This is a genomic window from Stenotrophomonas sp. C3(2023), assembly GCF_032911385.1.
In the GTDB taxonomy this organism is placed as follows: domain Bacteria; phylum Pseudomonadota; class Gammaproteobacteria; order Xanthomonadales; family Xanthomonadaceae; genus Stenotrophomonas.
This window is the reverse complement of the sequence record NZ_JAWJLO010000001.1, coordinates 2,349,743-2,372,028: the sequence shown is the minus strand read 5'-3', so window position 1 is coordinate 2,372,028 and position 22,286 is coordinate 2,349,743. Positions and strand designations below refer to the sequence as shown.

Genomic DNA, 22,286 nt, shown 5'->3' with positions numbered 1-22,286 from the left:
CCCGCAGCGCCACTGTGAGCGGCGGGCAGCGGCGCGGTAAGAGTCATCTGCGCCGGGCCAGCGACAGACGGCACGACAGACAGGACAGTGTGTCGCGTGCTGCACGCGCCAGCCGCCGATTACGGCAACACCCGGCTCACGGCGCCGGGTTCACACTGGGTGCCTGTCTGATGGAGAACCGCAATGACCGTCGAGATCATCAACCCGGCCAACGGCCAGGTGACCTACCGCCATGAACTGATGGACACCGCTGAGGTGGAGCAGCGGCTGCAGGCGGCCGCAGCTGCGTTCCCGGACTGGGCGGCGCTGCCACTGCAGCAGCGCGGCGACCTGCTGCGCCAGGTGGCCTCCGCTCTGCGGGCGCATGCCAGCGACCTGCAGCAGGCGATGACCAGCGAAATGGGCAAGCTCAAGGGCGAGGCGCTGGCCGAGGTGGACAAATGCGCGCAGGCCTGTGAGTTCTATGCAGGCAAAGCGGCCGACTACCTCGCCCCTGAAGTAATCCAGACCGAGGCCCAGCGCAGCTACGTGCGCTTCGAGCCGATTGGCTGCGTGTTCGCGGTGATGCCGTGGAACTTCCCGGTGTGGCAGGTGTTCCGCTTCCTCGCCCCGGCCTTCATGGCCGGCAACGTGGTGCTGCTCAAGCACGCCAGCAACGTGCCGCAGTGTGCCGACCTGATCCTGAAGGTGGTGCGGGAGGCGGGGCTGCCGACCGGCGTGTTCGATGTGCTGCACATCGACAACGACCAGGCCGCTGAGGTGCTGCGCGATGACCGCGTCAAAGCCGTGACCCTGACCGGCAGCGAGCGGGCAGGGCGTTCGCTGGCCGCCAATGCCGGCGACCAGCTGAAAAAGTCGGTGATGGAACTGGGCGGCAGCGATGCCTTCGTTGTGCTCGACGACGCCGACCTGGACAAGGCGGTGGAGGCGGCGGTGAAGTCGCGCTTCGACAACGCGGGGCAGACCTGCATCGCCGCCAAGCGTTTCATCGTCGTGGACGCCATCGCCGATGCGTTCACCGAACGCTTCGTCCAGGCCGCTGCCAAGCGCGTCTACGGCGACCCGCAGCAGGACGCCACCACCTTGGCACCGATGGCCCGCGCCGACCTGCGTGACGAACTGCACAAGCAGGTCACCGACAGTGTTGCCAAGGGAGCCAAAGTGCTGCTGGGTGGCGAGCCGGTGGCCGGCAGTCATGCCGGCTACGCGGCCACCGTGCTCGACCGGGTCCAGCCGGGCATGCCGGCCTACGATGAGGAGCTGTTCGGGCCGGTGGCCTCGGTCATCCGCGTCAAGGATGAGGCCGAGGCGCTGCGCGTGGCCAACGACACGCGCTTTGGGCTGGGTGGCAGCGTGTGGACGGCCGACGCGGCGCGGGGTGAGGCATTTGCCCAGAACATGGAATGTGGCGCCGCTTTCGTCAATGCGATCGTCAAGAGTGATGTGCGTCTGCCGTTCGGCGGCAGCAAGCAGTCCGGCTTCGGCCGCGAGCTGGCCGAACACGGCATCCGCGAGTTCATGAACATCAAGACCGTCTACGTGGCCTGACGCCCGGCCGCCGCGGTTCTCCGGGAACATGCCGGCCAATGGGCCGGCATGATGCAGCAGCCGGCGCTACAGCCAGCGGACCCGCTTGAACAGGCGGTACAGCCCGACGCACACGGCGCCGACGCCGATGATCACCGCCGGATACGACCAGGGCTGATCCAGCTCGGGCATGTGAGTGAAGTTCATGCCATACCAGCTGGTGATCAGGGTGGGGGCGGCCAACAGCGCCGCCCACGCACCCAGCCGCTTGACGGTTTCTCCCTGCGCCAGCGTGACCAGCGAGAGATTCACGCTCAGCGCCGTGCCCAGCATCTCGCGCAGCGTGTCGATGGCATCGCTGATGCGTACCGCATGATCGTGCACATCGCGCACGTAGAGCTTGACTTCATCCGGAATCAGCTCGCCTTGGTAACGCCGCAGTTGTGCCAGCACGTCCTGCAGCGGCGCCACTGCCATGCGCATCTTGTTCAGTTCGCGCTTGAGCTCGTACAGGTGCACCACCGTGCTGCGCTTGTAGCTGTCGGCGAAGATGTCCTTCTCCAGCAGGTCCAGTGTGTCGCGGTAGCGCTGGATGATCGGCAGGTAGTTGTCGACCACGAAGTCCAGCACGGCATACAGGCTGTACGACGGGCCCATGGTCAGCAGCTGTGGCTCACGTTCCACCCGGGTGCGTACCGGTGCATACGACAGCGAGGCGCCGTGACGCACGGTCACCAGAAAACGCGGGCCGAGAAACGCGTGGGTCTCGCCGTACTGGATGCGTTCGTTGACCATCTGCGCGGTGGTCATCACCACGAACAAAGTGTTGCCGTAGGCTTCGACCTTGGGCCGCTGGTGCGCGTTGCGCGCATCCTCGATGGCCAGGTCATGCAGGGCGAACTCTTCCTGCAGCTTCAGCAGCACGCGCTCGTCAGGGTCGTACAGGCCGACCCAGACAAAGCCATCATGGCTGGCCAGGACCTCGCTGATCGAATTCAGCGCGATGTCATGGCGTCGCCCCTGATCATCGTAGTGCACACAGTTGATGACGCACGCCGGGTTGGCGGTGGAGGCAGGAACGGGGGCAGGCATCGACATGCCCCCATCGTGCGTCAGCGCAGCGGTTGCGGCAAGCGTGTGCGACCCAGCGTCCACGCCAGCGCGGCATGCACCGGCAGCAGCAGGACGATCCACTGCAGGTTGACCTGTGCCTGCAGGCTGAGCCAATGCAGCACCAGACCGGCCAGCGAGGCAGCGGCTACGACCCACAGCATCACGCAGAACAGCCGACCTGCCGACCGCCGGCGCAGCAGCGCGGTGGCCCCGGGCAGCAGCAACAGGCACAGCGGCGAGACCTGCAGCAGGTTGCGGTTGGCCCACGCCGCGTGGTGGTCGGTCAGGCCCCACAGATACAGCAGCACGCCGCCGCCGATGCTGCACAGCACCCACAACGGCAGCGCCAGGGCGGCCAGCAGGCGCGGCCGCTGGCGCAGCAGCAGGACGGCCGTGCCCAGTGCCAGGCCCAGCAGCAGCCACGGCCACCAGCGCCGCGCCTGCTCATCGGGTTCGGCAGCCAGACGGTGCGGCAGCAGCTGCTGCCGTGACTGCACCAGCGGGCGTCCTTCGCTGTTGGTCACCTGGTCCAGCGCGGCGGCCAGCCGCATCGGCACGAAGGCCTCCTGCCAGCGTGACAGCGGCTGGTCGGCGAACGGCCCGAGGCCCAGGTCGAAGCCCAGCCACATCCAGGGCGCGGGCGAGGCCAGGCGTACCGATTCACTGCGGTAGGTGTTGCCCCGCGAGCGACCTGACAGCTGCGCGTGCAGGCTGCCGCCCATGGCCTTGTCCAGGGTGTCGCGGACCATCGTGGCGCAGTTGGCGGTGTAGTAGTCGTAGCGGTAGCGCGCGTTTTCCGGTCGGCTGCGTTCGGCCAGATCATCGGCCAGTGCCCGCGCCTGCGGTGCAGGCAGGTCGAGCCACTGGATCTGTGCGCCGCGACCTTCCTGCTGGTAGTAGGCCAGGTCATCCTGCAGCGGCAGGGCGACCAGGTAATACATCATCTCGCCGCGCGCGAAGCGCGACACAAAGTCCGGCTCCTCCGGGTCGAAGTAGCCGAAGTTGTACGACGTGGCGGCACCGGTGGCCGGGTCGACGACCACCAGTGCATCGTGGCCGAAGCGCTCGAAGAACACCGTGCCCGGCTGCATCGTCAACACGCCCACGCGCGGTGCATCACCGGGCATGGATGCAGGCGCCTGCGCACCTGCCGGCCACGGCAGAGCGCAGGCCAGCAACAGCGTCAGCAGCAGGCTGATCAGGTGTCCGGTGCTGCGCTTCAAGCGGCGTCCTGCTCGTCCGGCGGCAGCACGGTCACATGGAACGCCTGCACCCGGCGCGCATCGGCACGCGCAACGCGGAACAGGAAACGGTCCAGTGCCAGTTCATCGCCCACTTCGGGCAGGTGCCCGATGGCCTCGGTGACCAGTCCGCCGATGGTGTCGTAATCATCATCGGGGAAGCTGGCGCCGAACCGCTCGTTGAAATCGCCGATCGGCGTGAGCGCATCGACCACATACTGGCCGTCGGACTGGATCGCGATCTGCGAGGCCGGGTCCTCGGCCTCGTCGTGCTCGTCGTCGATCTCGCCGACGATCTGCTCCAGCACGTCCTCGATGGTGACCAGGCCGGCAACGCCGCCGTACTCATCGACCACGATGGCCATGTGGTTGCGCGACAGGCGGAACTCCTTCAGCAGCACATTGAGCTTCTTCGCCTCGGGAATCAGCACCGCCGGACGCAGCAGCTCGCGCACGTTGGCCAGGCCGGTATCGGCGACCACGCCGCGCAGCAGGTCCTTGGCCAGCAGGATGCCGAGGATGTCGTCCTTGTTGTCGCCATGCACCGGGAAGCGGGAGTGGCCGGACTCGACCACCTGGGCCATCAGCTCCAGAAACGGTGCTTCCACGGGCAGGGAGACCATCTGCGAGCGCGAGATCATCACGTCGCCGACGGTGAGCTCGGCCACCGAAATGGCCCCCTCCATCATGCGCAGGGTGTCAGCGGCAACCAGCCCGTCTTCGTGGGCCGTATGCAGCACGGCCACCAGTTCGTCACGGGTATGCGGTTCGCCGGAGAACGCAGAGGTCAGGCGTTCAAGCCAGCTGCGCTTTTTTTCGCTGTGCTCCTGGGAGGAGCTGGTACTGTCGTCTTCTGACATCTCGATTGGATAGGCACCCGGAAGCCCGGGCGTTGCCGGCAGTCTAGCAGGATGAAGGCGCTCTTCGCGCGCACCGGCGGCGCGGTTGCGAGGCGACCATACAGGCGCTGGGCGCAGCCTCTTTCATTGCGTCATCTCGGGCAGGTCGAGGCTGTAGGTGCAGCCGGCCAGGGTCTGGCCGGGGTGGCTGTTGACGGTGGACGCGCTGAGGATGACCGACTCGATCTGGGCCTCGCCCGTGGTCGGGTCGGTGACATCACGGCTGACCAGCTCGCGACCGGCCATGAACTTGCCGCCCTCGTCAAAGCCGACCTCCAGCGCCAGCTCGCGCGCCAGCGGCCGGGGATCGGCCAGGTCGAGCACGGCCATCACGCTTGCGCCCGCCAGGGCAATGCGCTCGCTGCGCTGGCCGAACACGGTGATCGGCCGGGCCAGCCGGTACTCGCTCATGAAGCGGTTCTGCTGCGCCAGCGGCTCCAACCCCAGGCTCACGGCGCGCAACGGGTCGGCGAGCGCGGCGCTGAAGGCGGCGTGCTCGGCCACGCCCTGACGGCACTGGATCAGCGCAGCGATATCCGGCGTGGCGGCCGCAACCGTGACCGGTGCGGCCAGCAGTCCGCCCAGCAGCAGGCCTGTCAGCCGCCTGCGGCCCTCAGCGCTCGCCGGCATACGGGTCGGCGATGCCGAGCTCGGCCAGGATCTCGCGCTCCAGTTGTTCCATGGCCTCGGCTTCCTTGTCGTCCTCGTGGTCCCAGCCGAGCAGGTGCAGCACGCCGTGTACGGTCAGGTGCGCATAGTGCGCGCTGAGCGGCTTGGACTGTTCCTGCGCCTCGCGCTCGACCACCGGTGCACAGATCACCAGGTCGCCCAGCAGCGGAAACTTGACGCCCTTGGGCAGACCTTCCGGCAGCTCGGCCGGAAAGCTGAGCACGTTGGTGGCGTAGTCCTTGCCGCGGTAGTGGCGGTTCAACGACTGGCCTTCCTTGCTGTCGACCAGGCGGATCGCCAGGTCGGCCTCGCGGATGCGCCCCTTCAGCGCCGCCGCCACCCAGCGGCGGAAACTGACCGCCGCCGGCAGCCCGGCGCGGGGCAGCGCATAGCTGACAGCAACATCAAGACGGGTGGGGCCTTTGGTCATGGCAGATCCGGTGGTTCAGGGGGCAGGCGAAGTATGACAGGCGGCGGGCGCGATCACTCGGCGCCCGGCTTGACCTGCTGCAGATCGCGGCGGTCGTAGGCGTTGACGATACGGGCCACCAGCGGGTGACGGACCACATCGCGGGCTTCGAAGAAGCTGAAGCTGACCCCTTCCACGCCGCGCAGCACCTCGATGGCATCGCGCAGTCCCGACTTCACGTGCTTGGGCAGGTCGGTCTGGGTCAGGTCGCCGGTCACCACGGCGGTGGAGCCGAAGCCCAGGCGGGTCAGGAACATCTTCATCTGCTCGATGGTGGTGTTCTGCGCTTCATCGAGAATCACGAACGCATCGTTGAGGGTGCGCCCGCGCATGTAGGCCAGTGGCGCGATCTCGATGACGTTCTTTTCCAGCAGCTTGACCACTTTCTCAACGCCGAGCATTTCATACAGGGCGTCGTACAGCGGGCGCAGGTAGGGGTCGACCTTCTGGCTCAGGTCACCGGGCAGGAAGCCCAGCTTCTCGCCGGCTTCCACCGCCGGGCGCACCAGGATCAGGCGCTGCACGCGCGCTTCGTTCAATGCTTCCACGGCGCTGGCCACGGCCAGGAAGGTCTTGCCGGTGCCGGCCGGGCCGATGCCGAAGTTGATGTCGTGGGTGGTGATCTGGTGCAGGTAGCGGGCCTGGTTGGCGCCACGGCCGCGCACCGTGCCACGCTTGACCTTGATCGCCACGTCCTGTGCCTCATAGGCCCGCTCGGCGATGTGCTCGACATTGGCCGCGCTCAGGCGCAGGTGGATGGCATGGTTGTCGAAGGTCGTCTCGGCCGCTTCGGCGTACAGTGCTTCGATCAGCTTCTGCGCTTCGGCAGCGGCTTCGGCCGGCCCGCTGATGCGGAACACGAAGCCGCGGTTGGCGATTTCCACGCCCAGCTTGAGCTCGATCTGACGCAGGTGCCCATCGAAGGGCCCACTGAGATTGGCCAGCTGCTCGGTGTCTTCGGGCGAAAGGGTGAAGTCTCGGTACTGGATGTCTTTCATTGCGTAAAACCGGATGCAGACCGCCAGCCCGGTGCGGCGGTGAGGTGACAAGGGTAGCGCGCTGAAGCGGGTGTCGACAGCGCGGGGCGGCAACGCGGTTTTCCACATTCGATGTGGACCGGGCCCTGACGAACCTGTGGATAGCGTCGTACAACGCTTGTGGCACAAGGTTGATGACAGGGTGGTGAAAAAACCGTCAACCCGCCTGTTGCCGCACACGGGTGCTGCGCCGCTCAGTCGTCGACGCGCACACGTCCGCGCAGCGAATTGGCCAACGCTTCGGTGATCTCCACATCGACGAACTGGCCGACCAGGCGTGCCGGCGCCGCAAAGTTCACCGAGCGCATGTTCTCGGTCTTGCCGGTCAATTCGTTGGGGTTGCGGCGCGAGGGACCTTCCACCAGCACACGCTGCACAGTGCCGACCATCTTCTGCGAGATCGCGGCAGCCTGTTCGTTGATGCGCGCCTGCAGGCGCGACAGCCGCGCGTGCTTCTGCGCATCGTCGAGCGTGTCTTCCAGGTCGGCCGCCGGGGTGCCGGGGCGGCGCGAATAGATGAAGGAGAAGCTGTGATCGAAGCCCACGTCCTCGATCAGCTTCATGGTTTTTTCAAAGTCGGCGTCGGTTTCGCCGGGGAAACCGACGATGAAATCCGAGCTGATCGAGATGTCCGGACGCACTGCACGCAGCTTGCGGATCTTCGACTTGAACTCCAGCGCCGTGTAGCCGCGCTTCATCGCCGAGAGGATGCGGTCGCTGCCGGCCTGCACCGGCAGATGCAGGAAGTTGGCCAGCTGCGGCACGTCGCGGAACGCGTCGATGAGCGAGTCGCTGAATTCCAGCGGGTGCGAGGTGGTGAAGCGGATCCGGTCCACACCGTCGATCTCGGCGATGGTGCGGATGAGCAGGCCCAGGTCGGCATGCTGGATCTGCCCGTCCTCGCCATACGGCCCACGGTAGGCGTTGACGTTCTGCCCGAGCAGGTTGATTTCCCGCACGCCCTGCGCCGCCAGCTGGCCCACCTCGACCACCACGTCCTCGAACGGACGGCTGACCTCGGTACCGCGGGTATAGGGCACCACGCAGAACGAGCAGTACTTCGAGCAGCCTTCCATGATCGAGACGAAGGCCGACGCACCGTCGGCACGCGGTTCGGGCATGCGGTCGAACTTCTCGATCTCCGGGAAGCTGATGTCCACCTGCGGCCGTTTGGATTCGCGCCGCGCGCGGATCAGTTCCGGCAGGCGGTGCAGGGTCTGCGGCCCGAACACCAGGTCGACATGCGGCGCGCGTTTGACGATCGCTTCGCCTTCCTGCGACGCCACACAGCCGCCGACGCCGATGATCACCTCACGCCCCTGGTTTTTCAGTGCCTTGAAGTGGCCAAGCTGGCTGAAGACCTTCTCCTGGGCCTTCTCGCGGATCGAGCAGGTATTGACCAGGATGACATCGGCCTCGGCGGGGTCGTCGGTCAGCTCCAGCCCGTCGCTGGCGGCGAGCACATCGGCCATCTTGGCCGAGTCGTACTCGTTCATCTGACAACCGTGGGTCTTGATGTACAGCTTGCCGCGAACCTGCGCAGGGCGGGTCGGCGCGGCAGGCAGGGCGACGACCGTGGTGTCACCTGCGGGGGCGGGAGGGAAGACGTCGGGCGTCCCGGTCATGGCGCTTAATCCAGTCGGGTGGCGGGAAAGCCGGCAAGTCTACCTGTTTCGCGGCCCGCCTACGTCGGCCTCATCCCGGGCCGGGCGCTGGTGTGGCCGGCTCAGGCCCGAGCGCATCGCCAACCTGCTGCAGGCGTTGCATCAGCGCGGCGCGCAGCGCCGGCGGGGTGGTCCAGCAGTCCAGCAGCGGCTGGTCCACGCTGAGGATCAATGACAGCAGCAGGCCGGGAGTGTCCGCGCCCAGCCGCAGCAGGCAATGGTCGGGACCTTCGGCTTCCAGCACGCCGCACCAGTACGGCACCTGACGCTGCAGGTTGGCAAGGTTTCCGGCCAGCCGCAGCACCGCCTGCAGCGGAAACGGCGACTGGCTCACAGCCTGCTGCACCATCACCTGCGGCGGCGCCGGGGGCGCGCGTCGTCGACCGCTGCCGCTGGCCTGCACGGTGCAGATACGGTCCACGCGCAGGGTGCGCCAGGCCTCCCGGCCCAGGTCCCAGGCCAACAGGTACCAGCGTTGGCCACAGTTGACCAGGTGCTGGGCCTCCAGCGTACGCCGGCTCGGTGTGCCATCGGCGCTGCGGTAATCCAGCCGCAGCCGCGCGGTCTGCCGACAGTACTGTGCCAGCTGGCCGAGCAGGTGACCGTCGAGTGCGGCGCGGTCGATGACCGTGGCGGTGGCCGCGTGGATCTGGCCGGCCTCCTGCCGGCGCCGGCGGGGCACCAGCGGGTCGAGCTTGGCCAGCAGGCTGTCGGCCCGTTCGTCCAGACCCGCCACCGAAGACGCCGCCGCGCGCAGGGCAAGGGCCAGTGTGGTGGCCTCATCCTCGTCCAGCAGCAGTGGCAGCACCGGCGCGCCCGCTCCCATCTGGTAGCCGCCGCCGACCCCCGCGCTGGCGTGCACCGGATAGCCCAGTTCGCGCAGGCGCTCGATATCGCGGCGGATGCTGCGCCGGTCCACCTGCATGCGCTCGGCCAGCTCGGCCCCCGACCAGTGACGGCGTGCCTGCAGCAGGCTGATCAGTCGCAACAGGCGCTGGGCGGTGTGACGCATGACGTGCCTTGTCGAGGACAGTTTCCGTCCGCGATGCTGGCGCATCCTGCCGGCTCTTTCCAGTCAGGAGTCACGATGAACGCCTCGCCGATCACCCTGTACCACGCCGCCCACTCCCGCTCCAGCGGTGTGGTGGCCTTGCTTGAGGCGCTGCAGGCCGATTACCGCATCGAGCGGATCGACCTGCGCGCGGGCGACAACCTGACACCGGCGTATCTGGCGGTCAACCCGATGGGCAAGGTGCCGGCCATCGTCGACCAGGGTGTGCTGGTGACCGAACAGACTGCCATCTATCCGTACCTGGCCGAACGCTTTGCGCAGGCCGGGCTGGCGCCGATGCCGGGCGACCCGGCGCGCGGTCCGTTTCTGCGCTGGATGGCGTTCTACGGGGCCTGCTTCGAACCGGCGTTGACCGATCTGGCCCTCAAGCGCGAGCCCGCGCCGCGGAGCATGAGCCCATATGCGGACGCGGCAACCGTGCTTGCCACTGTCGAGCAGCAGCTGGCCGAGGGGCCGTATTTTCTGGGGGCGCGGCTCTGTGCGCTGGATTTTCTGTGGGGCAGTGCATTGGGCTGGATGATCCAGTTCGGACTGATCCAGCCGGGCCCGGCCACCGCCGCGTTTGCCGCGCGGATGCAGGCGCATCCGGCCATGCAGCGCAGCGGGCAGGTGGATGCGGCGCTGCTGGCGGCCGGGTAGGGCGGCGGCGCCGGCTTCTGCTCCAGACTGCACGGTTGCGCCCGGTCAGGCGCGTTGGTCGCGGCGCCCATCTTGGCAACGGTGCGTGAAGCTGGGACACTCGCGCCCATGAAGGGGAGACTGGGGACCACGGCGATCATCATCGCTGCGACGGCGATCATCATCGCTGCGCTGGCGGCTGCGCCGGCCAGTGCCGGCACACTGTACAAGTGCGTCGGCGCCGATGGCGTGCCCAGTTACGTGAGCAAACGCGTCAGTGGCGCGCAGTGCAGCACCATCAGTTACCGGCGCGATACAGCGCGTCCTGCGGCTGCGACGCGCTCGGCTGTACCGGCGCCGACACCAACGCCCGTCGCCAGCCCCTCGCCACTGATCGCCTCGGGTGCAGCGTCGGAAAGCCCGGCTGCCACCGTGCTCGTCGCCCCTGCCGCAGCCGCCACCGCGCCGGTACAGAACAAGGCGGGGCGGGTGGTCAGTGGCCAGGTCTACTCGTACATGAAGGACGGGGTGCGCCACTACACCAGCAGCCGGCCGACCCAGGTGGCCAGTGCCGGGCCGGTGCGCACCATCGCCTACAGCTACATCGAGCGTTGCTTTGCCTGTGGCGTCACCCCGCGGGTCAATTTTGGCGCGGTACGCCTCAACACCACCTCGTTCCAGGCGGAAATCGCGGCCGCCGCGCGCGAGTTCGGGGTGGAAGAGGCGATCGTGCGCGCGGTGATCCATGCCGAGTCGGCCTACAACCCAACCGCGCTCAGCCGCGCAGGGGCGCAGGGCCTGATGCAGCTGATGCCGCCGACCGCTGCGCGCTTTGGCGTAACCGACTCCTACGATGCCGGTCAGAACATCCGCGGCGGGGTGCAGTACCTGTCCTGGCTGCTCAAACGTTTCAACGGCGACCTGACCCTTGCCGCGGCGGGGTACAACGCCGGCGAAGGCGCGGTGGCACGCCACGGCGGGGTGCCGCCCTACAGCGAGACCCGGTATTACGTGCAGCGTGTGGGGCAGCTGGCCGAGCGCTACCGCAGCGCGCTGGCCCCTTGAGGGCAGCTTCTGGCCGGACGCTGCAGCGGTCGGCCAAAGGGCCGGCCCTACCGCGTTGTATGCCGCGTCGGTGTTCCGCTACACTCGGCCCTGATTCAAAGCGGCCTGGCCCCCACTGGACCGCTGGCAGCCTCAAAGCTACCTAATCAGATCGGAGAGCCGGATGGCCAACGATGGGGTTCATGATCCAGTCAACGGCGGTCGCCGCCGTTTTCTCTCCGCCACCACAGCTGTGGTGGGCGCCGTAGGTGTCGGTTTTGTCGCTGTTCCTTTCATCAAGTCCTGGAACCCGAGTGCGCGGGCCAAGCTGGCCGGCGCGCCGGTGGTGGCTGACATCAGCGCGCTGCAGGAAGGCCAGCGGCTGATTCTGGAGTGGCGCGGCCAGCCGATCTGGATCGTCAAGCGTTCCAAGGCCATTCTCCAGGCCTTGCCCGGCCTGGATGACCGCCTCAAGGATCCCGGCTCGAAGGTGGCCGACCAGCAGCCGGCGTACGTGCTCAAGGACAACCCCGAGCTGCGCTCGATCAAGGCCGATGTTTCGGTGCTGGTGGGGCTGTGCACGCATCTGGGCTGTTCGCCGGAGATGGTCGCCGAGATCCGCCCCGAACCGTATGACGCGCAGTGGAAGGGCGGGTACTTCTGCCCCTGCCACAAGTCGCGCTTTGACATGGCCGGCCGCGTGTTCAATGACGTTCCGGCACCGACCAATCTGCTGGTGCCGCCGCACCATTACCAGGACGATGCCACGATCATCATCGGTGTCGATCCGGAGGGGGCAGTCTGATGGCGACTTCCGCAGATGAAACCCGCCGCGGCCTGATCGGGCGCACCGCCAGTGGGCTGGCCGACTGGGTCAACGCGCGCGCCCCCGGCCTGATGCCGGTCTACCGCAAGCATGTCAGCGAGTACTACGCACCGAAGAACTTCAACATCTGGTATTACTTCGGGTCGCTGGCGCTGCTGATCCTGGTCAACCAGATCGTCACCGGCATCTTCCTGACGATGCACTACAAGACCAGCGCCGCCGAGGCGTTCGCCTCGGTCGAGTACATCATGCGCGACGTCGAGTGGGGCTGGCTGATCCGCTACATGCACTCCACCGGTGCGTCGCTGTTCTTCATCGTGGTCTACCTGCACATGTTCCGCGGGCTGCTCTACGGCAGCTACCAGAAGCCGCGCGAACTGGTGTGGATCCTGGGCATGCTGATCTACCTGGTGCTGATGGCCGAGGCCTTCATGGGCTACGTCCTGCCATGGGGACAGATGTCGTTCTGGGGCGCGAAGGTGATCATCTCGCTGTTCGGTGCCATCCCGGTGATCGGCAATGGTCTGACCGAGTGGATCATGGGCGACTACCTGCCCAGCGACGCGACCTTGAACCGGTTCTTTGCCCTGCATGTCATCGCGCTGCCGCTGGTGCTGCTGCTGCTGGTGGTGCTGCATCTGGGCGCGCTGCACGAAGTGGGGTCGAACAACCCTGACGGGGTGGAGATCAAGAAGGGGCCCAAGGGCAACCGCTGGTCGGCGCATGCCCCGGCCGACGGCATCCCGTTCCATCCTTACTACACGCTCAAGGATGCGGTGGGTGCTGGCTTCCTGCTGATCATCGCTGCCTTCATCATCTTCTTCGCCCCCGGCTTTGGCGGCCTGTTCCTGGAGCACGACAACTTCACCGAAGCCAATCGGCTGGTGACGCCCGAGCACATCAAACCGGTGTGGTACTACACGCCGTACTACGCGATGCTGCGGGTGGTGCCTGACAAGCTGGGCGGGGTGATCGTGATGTTCTCGGCCATCGCCATCCTGTTCCTGGTGCCATGGCTGGACCGCGCCAAGGTCAAGTCGGTGCGCTACCGAGGCTGGATATCCAGGGTCATGCTGGGCATGCTGGCGGTGTGCTTTGTCTGGCTCGGTGTGATCGGCTCGGGCCCGGGCACGGCGGTGCACGAAACCTATATCGGGCGGGTACTGACCTTCCTGTACTTCGCGTTCTTCATCACCATGCCGGTATGGACCCGCCTGGACAAGACCAAACCCGTGCCGGAAAGGGTGAGCACCCATGATTAAGCGCTGGATGGTGCGGTGGACCCTGGCGGCGGCTGTGCTGCTGGGCAGCGGCACGGCGGTGGCGGCCGAGGGTAGTGCGACCCTGCTGCAGGCAGGCAACGACCTGGGCGATCGCGCCTCGCTGCAACGCGGCGCGCAGCTGTACATGAACTACTGTTCCGGCTGCCACGCGCTGAAGTATCTGCGGTACTCGCGCATCGCGCAGGATCTGGGCCTGAGCGAGGAGGAGGTGATGAACAACCTCAACTTCACCGGCGCCGCCGTTGGGGATCCGGTGCCGGTCACGCTGCCGGCCGATCAGGCGGAGAAGTGGTTCGGCAAGATGCCGCCGGACCTGACGCTGATCGCCCGTGTGCGCGGCACCGACTGGTTGTACACCTATCTCAAATCCTTCTACCTGGACAGCAGCCGGCCACTGGGCTGGAACAATGCGCTGTTCCCCAACGTCTCCATGCCCAATCCGCTGTGGGAGATGCAGGGCCTGCAGCATCCGGTGCTGGGCAAGCCGGAAACCGAGGGCGGCGATCCGAAGGTGGTGGGACTGGAGCTGCGTACGCCGGGCAATGTCGATGCGGGGCAGTTTGACCAGGCCGTGCGCGACATCACCAACTTCCTCGAATATGCCGGCGAGCCGGCCGCGCTGAAGCGCGAGAAGCTGGGCATCTGGGTGATCCTGTTCCTGGCCCTGCTGACCTTCCTGGTCTTCCTGTTGAAGAAGGAATACTGGAAGGACGTGCATTGAGCCGTCCACGCAGGCATCCCTTCGGCCTATTGGCTTTTGTGAGTGTCGGTTGCACACTCGTGGCTGTGTCGACTGTCGGTAATGGGCCGACGGCGCCGATACGGCAGGCGGACTCCTGCCGTTGGAGAGCCTTTGATGGCGGCGAGCGTACGCATGCGTAATACCCTGACGCTGTTTTCCTCGAACGACGACGTGCTCTGTCATCGCGTGCGCCTGGTCCTTGCGGCCAAGGGCGTCACCTATGACTACGTGCCGGTGGATCCGCAGAACCCGCCGGAAGATCTGATCGACCTGAACCCTTATCATTCGGTGCCGACGCTGGTCGAGCGTGAGCTGGTGCTGTATGCCGCCTCGGTGGTCAGCGAGTATCTCGATGAGCGCTATCCGCATCCGCCGCTGATGCCGGTCGATCCGCTTTCCCGCGCGCGCATCCGCCTGGCGATGCTGCGTATCGAACATGACTGGGTGCCGCAGGTGCAGGCCATCCAGCTCGGCAACAAGACCCAGGCCGAGTCCGCACGCAAGCGGCTTCGGGAGCTGCTCACCGCGTCGGTGCCGCTGTTCAAGGCAAGCAAGTTCTTCCTCAATGCCGAGATGACCCTGGCCGACTGCGCGATGGCGCCGATCGTGTGGCGGCTCAAGTCGCTGGATGTCGCGCTGCCCAAGGACGGAAAGGCCATCGAGGATTACGGCAATCGCATGTTCCGCCATCCCGGCTTTGCACGCAGCCTCACCGAACAGGAAAAGCGGCTCAACGACCTGCCGGTCTAGCAGGTGCCGGCCCTCGGCTTTGCCTGCTGCCAGCCGACTGCGCGGCGGCGGTGCCATCCCCACGGCACCGCTGTGCGCGTACACTTGCTGCATGACTGACGAACACTTCCGGATGAGCAGCCACCGCCCCTATCTGCTGCGGGCGCTGGTGGAATGGATCAACGACAACGGGCTGACCCCGCACATCCTGGTGGATGCGGGTGTGGCAGGCGTGCAGGTGCCACCGGCCTCGATCAAGGACGGGCGCGTGGTGCTGAACATCGCCGAGCGTGCGGTGGTCCGCCTGTCGATCGATCACGAGGCGGTTACGTTCTCGGCGCGCTTTTCGGGCGTGAGCTACCCGGTGCACGTGCCGGTCAGCGCGGTACTGGCCGTGTATGCGCGCGAAAACGGCCAGGGCATGGCGCTGCCGGACGACATCGTTGCCGCCGAGGATGCGCCCGAGGACGATCTGCAATCCGACGAAGATGCAGCGCCGACGCCGCCGGACGATACGCCGCCAAAGCAGGGCCGCCCGCATCTGCGCGTGGTCAAATAACGTCGAAGGACACCTCCGGCGCGCATCGCGCCGGGAGCGGGCAAGCGGTTACACGTCCTCCGCATCGCCGGTTTCCGGGCGTATCGCGCTGATCCGTGCAGCGCCCGGCCCCGCAAAGGACACCAGCGTGTCGCCGCGCAGCACCATGCGGCCCACATGGCGGTCGATGCCATCGTAGGAATACTCGAACTTGAAGGTCCGCTCGAAGCCGAGCCGGCCATCGTCGCCGCGTGCCAGGCGCAGACCGATCGCGTGCACGCTCTGGTCCAGCCATTGCACATCAGCGGCCCGGCACGCGTTGCGCCCGAGCTGGCCGGCGCGCTCGGCGGCCGCGCGCGATGCGTTCCAGAAGGCGTAGGCGCAGGCGCCGGCGATCATCAGCAGAATCAGGGTGGGCATGGCGTGCAGGCGCTGGTGTGGTTACCCCAGCATGGGCGCTGCCGCGCGCTGTATCAAGGCTGGCGCGGCGGCAGCTGGGTTGCGGTGGCCGTGGCGGCGGGTGCGGCGGTGAGCTTGAGCAGCGCAGCCCAGTCCTGCCGGTTGAAGCTGCATTCCTCTTCGCGCCCGGGGCTGCACGACAGCTCCACCCCCGTGTTGAAACGTTCGCGCGGCGGCGGCAGCTCGATGCGACCGTTGCGGTCCAGTGGCAGCAGCCGCATGGCCACGGTGTTCATCACATTGCCGCCCACCAGATACAGCGTCTGGTCGCCGCCCAGATTGGCCGAGACCACCACTTCGCAGTGCGACTTCCAGTGGCCCGCCGTGCCGCCGGCCAGCGCCTGCAACAGACCCGCGTGGCTCAGTACCTCGCGCCGATCGCGCAGGAAACAGAGCAGGTCACCGGGGGCGGGCTTCTCGCTGGCCGGGTCGGCCAGCCGATAGGGACTGGCGCCGCCCTGCCAGGCCGCGCGGATGTAGTCGATATGCCGCGGCGAGGCGGTAAAGCCGGTGACGCCGGCCCGCTGCATCACCCAGGAGATGAAGGCGGCAGACCAGGGGTTGTCGACCAGAAACGCACGGCAGTCACTGTCGGTGTAGCGGTTGCCTGCCGACACCGCGCAGCTGCTCGCGCCGGGCAGGGCGCCCAGTGCGTTGAGTGTGCCGCTCTCGCGCCAGTAGCCGGCCACGCGCTGCCAGGCGACAAGCCCGTTGTCGGCAAGATGCTCGGTTTCCGCTTCGGTCACGGCCAGGCTGGCAGCGCGTCCTTCGCGGTCAATGAACGGTCGAAACCACAAGCGGTGCTCGTTGCAGGCGGCATCGCGCACGGCAACGGCAAGCGGTGCCAGACCATAGCGGGGTGGCACATCACAGGCTTCGACCGCCACGGCCTCGGCAGCGGCGCCGACGCCCAGGACAAGCAGGGGAAGTGACAACCAGCGCATGGGCAGCTCCGTAGGGGAGCTGCCAGCGTTGCAGACGGCAGCGTCGCTGCGCCGTGAAGGTGCGGGGGCGCAGGGCAGGGTGCACCGCCGTGTGCTGCCGCGTCGGCTCAGCGCGCAGGCGGCGGTCCGAGCTTCAGCGAGAGATCGATCGCCTGCACGTGCTTGGTCAGCCCGCCGATGGAGATGCAGTCCACGCCATCCTCGGCGATGGCCCGCAGGCCATCGAGCCCCACGCTGCCGGAGACCTCCAGCGGAATGCGTCCGGCGGTGATCGCCACGGCCTGGCGGCGTAGGTCGGCCGGGAAGTCGTCCAGCAGAATGCGTTCGCAGCCCGCCTGCAGTGCCTGCTCCAGTTGATCGAGGTCTTCGACCTCCACCACCAGCGGCAGCTGCGGCCATTGCGCACGCGCGGCGTGCACGGCAGCGGCCAGCGAGCCTGCGGCGCGGATGTGGTTTTCCTTCAGCATCACCGTGTCGTAGAGACCGACGCGGTGATTGTGGCCGCCGCCGCAGCGCACCGCGTACTTCTGCGCCAGCCGTAGACCGGGCAACGTCTTGCGTGTGTCGAGGATGCGCGTGCCGGTGCCGGCCACGGCCGCGACATGGCGGGCGGTGGTGGTGGCCGTGGCCGAGAGTGTCTGCAGAAAGTTCAGCGAGGTCCGCTCGGCGCTGACCAGGCTTCGGCTGCGTCCGTGCAGCAGGGCCAGCACGGTGCCGGCGCTCACCGTCTGGCCCTCTTCGACGTTCCAGTCGATGACCACATCGGGGTCGAGCGCACGATGGCTGGCGTCAAACCACGGTCGTCCGGCGATCACCGCATCCTGCTTGCACAGCAGGTAAGCGCTGTCAGCCTGATCGGGCAACAGCGCTGCGGTCACATCACCGCTGCCGAGGTCCTCGGCCAGGGCGTGGGCGACGTCGGCCGCGACCTGGTCCGGGTCCGGCATCGACAAGGTGCTGCGCGAAAGGGTCATGCGGCCGGGAAGTCGGCGATCTGATCGGTGGCGATGGCCTCTTCGGCCAGCAGCACCGGGATGCCATCGTCCACGCGGAAGATCTGCCTGCGGTCACGGCTGACCAGCGCCTGGCGCAGTGGCTGGGCCAGCGGGTTGCCATCGGCCTTGTTGACGGTGCCAGCGGCGATGGCGCGGTTGAGGGCTTCGATTCCCTTGCTGTCCAGCAGCGAAAGGGGCTGGCGGGTGTCCGGCGATACCAGCAGGTCAAGCAGCTTGCGGTCCATGGGGGGGCTTCGTCTTGCGTGGAAGAGGGCTAGAATACGTCTTTAAGGCAGGTGACGGCCAATGACCCCCAACCAATCCGCGCCGCTCGTCGGCATCGTCATGGGCTCCCGCTCCGACTGGGAGACCATGCAGCACGCCGCCCAGAAGCTTGAAGCACTGGGTGTTCCGTTTGAAGTGAAGGTGGTTTCGGCGCATCGCACCCCGGACGTGCTGTTCCAGTACGCCGAACAGGCTGGTCCGCGCGGTCTGCGCGCGATCATCGCCGGCGCCGGTGGCGCCGCGCACCTGCCGGGCATGCTGGCCGCCAAGACCGCAGTCCCGGTGCTGGGTGTGCCGGTACAATCCAAGGCCCTCAACGGCATGGACTCGCTGCTGTCGATCGTGCAGATGCCAGCCGGCATTCCGGTGGCGACCTTCGCCATCGGCAACGCGGGCGCATCCAATGCGGCGCTGTTTGCCGCAGCGATGCTGGCACCGGAGCAGGCGGCCATCAGTGCGGCGCTGGACGCATTCCGCGCGCGACAGACAGCCGATGTGATGGCGCAGGACGACCCGCGCCGATGAGCCTGACTGTCGGCATTCTGGGCGGCGGCCAGCTCGCCCGCATGATGGTTCTGGCGGGTGCACCGCTGGGCCTGCGCTTTGAACTGTTCGACCCGGCGGCCGATGCCTGCGGCGCATCGCTGGCGCCGCTGACCGTGGCCGGGTTCGACGACCGCCACGCGCTGGCAGCGTTTGCTGCCAGGGTCGACGTGGTGACGTTCGACTTCGAGAACGTGCCGGCGGACAGTGCGCAGTGGCTGGCCGGCCAGGTCCCGGTCTACCCGCCACCGTCGGCTCTGGCCGTGGCGCAGGACCGGCTCAGCGAGAAGACCCTGTTCCAGCACCTTGGCATTCCACTGCCGCCGTTTGCCGACATCCGCAGCCGTGACGAACTGGCCGCTTCCGTGGCCGCCTTCGGTTTGCCCTGCATCCTGAAAACGCGCCGGCTGGGTTACGACGGCAAGGGCCAGTTCCGCCTGCGCAGCGAGGCCGACATCGACGCGGCATGGGCAGCGCTGGGCGACCAGGTCGAGCGCACTGGATTGATTCTCGAAGGCTTCGTCGCCTTCCAGCGCGAGGTCAGCGTCGTTGCCGTGCGCGGCCGTGATGGCAGCTTCCAGGCTTGGCCGGTGACCGGCAACTGGCACGTCGACGGCGTGCTCTCGGCCAGTGTGGCGCCGGCGGTGCTGACCGCAGCCGAACACGAAGCTGCAGTCGGCTACGCGCGGCGCGTGGCCGAGCATCTTCAGTACGTTGGTGTCTTCGCATTGGAGCTGTTCTGCCGTGACGGCGAGCTGCTGGCCAATGAGATGGCCCCGCGTGTGCACAACTCGGGTCACTGGACGATCGAAGGCAGCGAAACCTCGCAGTTCGAGAACCATCTGCGTGCGGTGCTGGGATTGCCGCTGGGCAGCACGCGCATGCTTGGCCATGCCTGCATGCTGAACTGGCTGGGCCAGATGCCCGATCCGACGCCGGTGCTCGGACAGGCCGGCGGGCACTGGCATGACTATGGCAAGCAGCCCCGCGACGGGCGCAAGGTCGGCCACGCCACGCTGCGCGACGACGAAGCGGCCGCACTGGCCGACGCGCTGGAGCAGGTCGGGCTGGCGCTGGACCGCGAGGCACAGGTTGCTCCGGCCGTACACGTACTTCGTCACAGCTGACGCCAACGTCGCGCGGGTGTTGTAGAGCCGACCCCACGGTCGGCTGCTTTTCGACCAGACCGCACAGCCTGGCCGCGCTGCGCGCTCGCCGGGCAGAGCCCGGCGCTACGAACGCCGCGGGCCCCGGTAGGTGACGACCGTGGGTCGTCACGCTGTCGCCGTTGCGCACCGCCCGCGCTCGCGCGAACGACCGCGCTGCGCGCTCGCCGGGCAGAGCCCGGCGCTACGAACGCCGCGGGCCCCGGTAGGTGACGACCGTGGGTCGTCACGCTGTTGCCGTAGTGCACCGCCCGCGCTCGCGCGAACGACCGCGCTGCGCGCTCGCCGGGCAGAGCCCGGCGCTACGAACGCCGCGCGCTCCGGTAGGTGACGACCGTTGGTCGTCACGCTGTTGCCGTTGTGCACCGCCCGCGCTCGCCGGGCAGAGCCCGGCGCTACGAACGCCGCGCGCCCCGGTAGGTGACGACCGTGGGTCGTCACGCTGTCGCCGTTGCGCATCGCCGCGCGTGCCGGGCTTTCCGGCGCGCCTTACGGCAGCTGGTTCTCGACGAACTCCCAGTTCACCCGCTGCCAGAACGCTTCCAGATAGCGGCCGCGCTCGTTCTGGTAGTCCAGATAATACGCGTGCTCCCACACGCTGCAGGCCAGCAGCGGGACCGCGTCGCCGGTCAGTGGGGTGCCGGCATTGCGCGTGACCTGGACCGCCAGGCGACCATCGGGCAGGGCGACCAGCCAGACCCAGCCGGAGCCGAACAGCGCGCGCCCGGCCTCGCAGAACGCATGGCCCAGCTGGGTCACGTCGCCGAACTGGCGACGGATGCGCTCACCCAGTGCGCCCAGCGGCTCGGCGCCACCGCTGCGGCTGCGCAGGCAGCGCCACTGGAACGCCTGGTTCCAGGCCTGCGACGCGGCCTCGAACAGCGCGCCCTGGCTTTCACGCACGATCCGGGCCAGGTCGGCGGGCTGTGCCTCGCTGCCTTCCCAGTCGGTTCCGGCGATCAGCCGGTTGACCGTCTCCACACTGGCACGCTGGTGCACACCGTGGTGCAGCTCGATCTGCCGGGCTGAAAGCTGCGGCAGCAGGGCTGTGGTGGGAAAGGGCAGGGGGTGGAGTTCTATCGGCATGCAGGGAAGATCGCAGTTGGGCGCCGGTGGCCGGTTCCATCGGCTTACAATGACGGTTACCGTGGGAAGTCTAGCCGACCGTCGCGGTCGGCATGGTCCCCACCCTGCAGGGAGTATGGTTGTGGCGGTGATGCAGCAAATACAGGCCGAAGTCGACCGGTACCCTCTGGTACTGTTCATGAAGGGCACCCCGCAGTACCCGATGTGTGGTTTTTCCAGCCGTGCGGTACAGGCGCTGATGGCCGCCGGTGCGGTCACCCTGCGCACGGTCAACGTGCTCGAAGAACCGGAGATCCGCGCAAACCTGCCGCGGTTCTCCAACCTGCCTACATTCCCTCAGCTGTTTATCAACGGTGAGCTGATCGGCGGCTGCGACATCGTGCTGGAGCTGTTCGAGGCCGGCGAGCTCAAGCGGATCGTCGAAGAAGCCGCGCTGGCATGAGCGTGGCACCGGCGCCCGCAGCCGAAGCTGCGCTGCAGGGGCGGGTGATCCTGGTGGTCGGGGCCGGAGGCGGACTGGGCAGTGCCGCCGCTGTGGCCTGTGCCCGCGCGGGTGCCACGGTGGTGCTGCTGGGGCGGCACCTGCGTCGGCTGGAGCGTGTGTACGATCAGGCAGCCGCCGTCGGCGCCCCGCCGTTGCTGTACCCGCTCGACCTGCACGGCGCCAGTCCGGACGACTACGCCGAGCTTGCCCAGCGCCTGGAGCAGGAGCTGGGGCGGCTGGACGGCGTGCTGGTCTGCGCAGCCGACTTTGCTGGACTGACCCCCTTCGAGCTGACCGAGCCGGCTTTGCTGGTGCGCACGCTGCACGTCACCCTGACCGCGCCTGCGCTGCTGGTGCAGGCCTGTCTGCCGCTGCTGCGGCGGCAGCCGGATGCCGCGGTGGTGTTCTGTGTCGACGACCTGGCCACCGTCGGTGGTGCTTACTGGGGCGGCTACGGTCTGGCACAGCATGGGCTGCATGGGCTGATCAGCAGCCTGCATGCCGAGCTGCAACGCGGCCCGGTCCGCGTGCATGGCCTGAATCCGGGTCCGATGCGCACGGCTCTGCGCGCGCGGGCCTGGTCACTGGATGAAGATGCTGACGCGCGCGGACCTGAACGGGCCGCGACGCTGGCGGTCGCGCTGCTGTCGCCGGCGGGCGTCGGCCGGCGGGGGCAGGTCGCGTCCAGTGCCGGACACGACGTCCGCTGACCGCGCAGCGCTGGATGTGACGACCGGGTAGAGGTAAAGCGAAGGCTGCGTCACAGCGGGATGGCGATCAGGGCCACGTTGTCGCACTACCGTCACAATTCCCCCGTACCGTGTTAACCTATTGTTAACCGTCGCGGTCAGGT

Annotated in this window: 25 protein-coding genes; 12 read left to right on the top strand and 13 right to left on the bottom strand. The window is 67.5% G+C overall.

All coding sequences use genetic code 11. The features are described from left to right. Positions 1 to 183: 183 nt before the first annotated feature. A complete protein-coding gene (locus RZA67_RS10690) occupies positions 184 to 1,548 on the top strand; it encodes an NAD-dependent succinate-semialdehyde dehydrogenase (protein WP_317212728.1) in 1,365 nt (454 codons plus the stop codon). Between the two features lie 66 nt (positions 1,549 to 1,614). Here RZA67_RS10690 and RZA67_RS10685 read toward each other — a convergent pair whose 3' ends face one another. From RZA67_RS10685 to RZA67_RS10650, 8 genes are all read right to left on the bottom strand, one after another. Next, a complete protein-coding gene (locus tag RZA67_RS10685) occupies positions 1,615 to 2,619 on the bottom strand; it encodes a magnesium and cobalt transport protein CorA (protein ID WP_317213982.1) in 1,005 nt (334 codons plus the stop codon). Positions 2,620 to 2,639: 20 nt separating this feature from the next. After that, positions 2,640 to 3,863, bottom strand: coding sequence for a DUF4105 domain-containing protein (locus tag RZA67_RS10680; RefSeq protein ID WP_317212727.1), 1,224 nt, complete (start codon positions 3,861 to 3,863; stop codon positions 2,640 to 2,642). Further along, positions 3,860 to 4,741 carry a transporter associated domain-containing protein gene (locus RZA67_RS10675; protein WP_317212726.1) on the bottom strand — a complete coding sequence of 294 codons (882 nt, stop codon included), beginning with the start codon at positions 4,739 to 4,741 and terminating at the stop codon, positions 3,860 to 3,862. Before RZA67_RS10675 ends, RZA67_RS10680 begins: the two co-directional genes overlap by 4 nt. A gap of 123 nt (positions 4,742 to 4,864) precedes the next feature. Next, positions 4,865 to 5,410 carry a hypothetical protein gene (locus RZA67_RS10670; RefSeq protein WP_317212725.1) on the bottom strand — a complete coding sequence of 182 codons (546 nt, stop codon included), beginning with the start codon at positions 5,408 to 5,410 and terminating at the stop codon, positions 4,865 to 4,867. After that, positions 5,394 to 5,879 (bottom strand): rRNA maturation RNase YbeY, encoded by a 486-nt coding sequence (ybeY, locus tag RZA67_RS10665; protein ID WP_317212724.1) that lies wholly within the window; start codon positions 5,877 to 5,879, stop codon positions 5,394 to 5,396. The genes RZA67_RS10670 and ybeY overlap by 17 nt, the downstream gene beginning before the upstream one ends. A 53-nt stretch (positions 5,880 to 5,932) precedes the next feature. Then, positions 5,933 to 6,916, bottom strand: a complete 984-nt coding sequence (locus RZA67_RS10660; protein ID WP_317212723.1) for a PhoH family protein — start codon at positions 6,914 to 6,916, stop codon at positions 5,933 to 5,935. 233 nt (positions 6,917 to 7,149) lie between these two features. Then, complete coding sequence (gene miaB, locus RZA67_RS10655; RefSeq protein ID WP_317212722.1) at positions 7,150 to 8,580, bottom strand: tRNA (N6-isopentenyl adenosine(37)-C2)-methylthiotransferase MiaB; 1,431 nt, start codon at positions 8,578 to 8,580, stop codon at positions 7,150 to 7,152. A 70-nt stretch (positions 8,581 to 8,650) separates the two neighbouring features. After that, the gene (locus tag RZA67_RS10650) at positions 8,651 to 9,631 is read right to left on the bottom strand and encodes a WYL domain-containing protein (RefSeq protein ID WP_317212721.1); all 981 of its coding nucleotides are present in this window, start codon (positions 9,629 to 9,631) and stop codon (positions 8,651 to 8,653) included. Between the two features lie 75 nt (positions 9,632 to 9,706). On the opposite strand from RZA67_RS10650, the gene RZA67_RS10645 reads away from it, so the two are divergent. From RZA67_RS10645 to RZA67_RS10615, 7 genes are all read left to right on the top strand, one after another. Further along, on the top strand, positions 9,707 to 10,330 hold the full coding sequence (locus tag RZA67_RS10645) for a glutathione S-transferase family protein (protein WP_317212720.1): 624 nt from the start codon (positions 9,707 to 9,709) through the stop codon (positions 10,328 to 10,330). 108 nt (positions 10,331 to 10,438) lie between these two features. After that, a complete protein-coding gene (locus tag RZA67_RS10640; protein WP_317212719.1) occupies positions 10,439 to 11,374 on the top strand; it encodes a lytic transglycosylase domain-containing protein in 936 nt (311 codons plus the stop codon). Between the two features lie 163 nt (positions 11,375 to 11,537). Continuing rightward, positions 11,538 to 12,158, top strand: coding sequence for a ubiquinol-cytochrome c reductase iron-sulfur subunit (gene petA / locus RZA67_RS10635; protein ID WP_317212718.1), 621 nt, complete (start codon positions 11,538 to 11,540; stop codon positions 12,156 to 12,158). Then, on the top strand, positions 12,158 to 13,441 hold the full coding sequence (locus tag RZA67_RS10630) for a cytochrome bc complex cytochrome b subunit (protein ID WP_317212717.1): 1,284 nt from the start codon (positions 12,158 to 12,160) through the stop codon (positions 13,439 to 13,441). The genes petA and RZA67_RS10630 overlap by 1 nt, the downstream gene beginning before the upstream one ends. Continuing rightward, positions 13,434 to 14,183: a cytochrome c1 gene (locus RZA67_RS10625; protein WP_317212716.1), complete on the top strand. Its 750-nt coding sequence runs from the start codon at positions 13,434 to 13,436 to the stop codon at positions 14,181 to 14,183. Before RZA67_RS10630 ends, RZA67_RS10625 begins: the two co-directional genes overlap by 8 nt. Before the next feature lie 135 nt (positions 14,184 to 14,318). Next, the gene (locus RZA67_RS10620) at positions 14,319 to 14,954 is read left to right on the top strand and encodes a glutathione S-transferase N-terminal domain-containing protein (protein ID WP_317212715.1); all 636 of its coding nucleotides are present in this window, start codon (positions 14,319 to 14,321) and stop codon (positions 14,952 to 14,954) included. A gap of 91 nt (positions 14,955 to 15,045) precedes the next feature. Beyond that, positions 15,046 to 15,492 (top strand): ClpXP protease specificity-enhancing factor, encoded by a 447-nt coding sequence (locus RZA67_RS10615; RefSeq protein ID WP_317212714.1) that lies wholly within the window; start codon positions 15,046 to 15,048, stop codon positions 15,490 to 15,492. A gap of 48 nt (positions 15,493 to 15,540) precedes the next feature. On the opposite strand, the gene RZA67_RS10610 is transcribed toward RZA67_RS10615, so the two are convergent. The 4 genes from RZA67_RS10610 to RZA67_RS10595 all read right to left on the bottom strand — a co-directional run bounded on the left by RZA67_RS10610 (position 15,541) and on the right by RZA67_RS10595 (position 18,114). After that, positions 15,541 to 15,891 carry a DUF3301 domain-containing protein gene (locus RZA67_RS10610; protein ID WP_317212713.1) on the bottom strand — a complete coding sequence of 117 codons (351 nt, stop codon included), beginning with the start codon at positions 15,889 to 15,891 and terminating at the stop codon, positions 15,541 to 15,543. Positions 15,892 to 15,944: 53 nt separating this feature from the next. Next, positions 15,945 to 16,874: a DUF2272 domain-containing protein gene (locus tag RZA67_RS10605; RefSeq protein ID WP_317212712.1), complete on the bottom strand. Its 930-nt coding sequence runs from the start codon at positions 16,872 to 16,874 to the stop codon at positions 15,945 to 15,947. Between the two features lie 107 nt (positions 16,875 to 16,981). Further along, complete coding sequence (gene nadC / locus RZA67_RS10600; protein WP_317212711.1) at positions 16,982 to 17,848, bottom strand: carboxylating nicotinate-nucleotide diphosphorylase; 867 nt, start codon at positions 17,846 to 17,848, stop codon at positions 16,982 to 16,984. Next, positions 17,845 to 18,114 carry a Trm112 family protein gene (locus RZA67_RS10595; protein ID WP_317212710.1) on the bottom strand — a complete coding sequence of 90 codons (270 nt, stop codon included), beginning with the start codon at positions 18,112 to 18,114 and terminating at the stop codon, positions 17,845 to 17,847. The genes nadC and RZA67_RS10595 overlap by 4 nt, the downstream gene beginning before the upstream one ends. A 61-nt stretch (positions 18,115 to 18,175) precedes the next feature. On the opposite strand from RZA67_RS10595, the gene purE reads away from it, so the two are divergent. Both purE and RZA67_RS10585 read left to right on the top strand, forming a co-directional pair. Continuing rightward, positions 18,176 to 18,679, top strand: coding sequence for a 5-(carboxyamino)imidazole ribonucleotide mutase (gene purE / locus RZA67_RS10590; RefSeq protein WP_317212709.1), 504 nt, complete (start codon positions 18,176 to 18,178; stop codon positions 18,677 to 18,679). Next, the gene (locus RZA67_RS10585) at positions 18,676 to 19,824 is read left to right on the top strand and encodes a 5-(carboxyamino)imidazole ribonucleotide synthase (RefSeq protein ID WP_317212708.1); all 1,149 of its coding nucleotides are present in this window, start codon (positions 18,676 to 18,678) and stop codon (positions 19,822 to 19,824) included. Before purE ends, RZA67_RS10585 begins: the two co-directional genes overlap by 4 nt. Before the next feature lie 528 nt (positions 19,825 to 20,352). On the opposite strand, the gene RZA67_RS10580 is transcribed toward RZA67_RS10585, so the two are convergent. Continuing rightward, positions 20,353 to 20,949: a superoxide dismutase gene (locus tag RZA67_RS10580; RefSeq protein WP_317212707.1), complete on the bottom strand. Its 597-nt coding sequence runs from the start codon at positions 20,947 to 20,949 to the stop codon at positions 20,353 to 20,355. Between the two features lie 121 nt (positions 20,950 to 21,070). On the opposite strand from RZA67_RS10580, the gene grxD reads away from it, so the two are divergent. Both grxD and RZA67_RS10570 read left to right on the top strand, forming a co-directional pair. After that, complete coding sequence (gene grxD / locus RZA67_RS10575) at positions 21,071 to 21,391, top strand: Grx4 family monothiol glutaredoxin (protein ID WP_317212706.1); 321 nt, start codon at positions 21,071 to 21,073, stop codon at positions 21,389 to 21,391. Then, positions 21,388 to 22,143, top strand: coding sequence for an SDR family NAD(P)-dependent oxidoreductase (locus RZA67_RS10570; protein ID WP_317212705.1), 756 nt, complete (start codon positions 21,388 to 21,390; stop codon positions 22,141 to 22,143). Before grxD ends, RZA67_RS10570 begins: the two co-directional genes overlap by 4 nt. Positions 22,144 to 22,286: the final 143 nt, after the last annotated feature.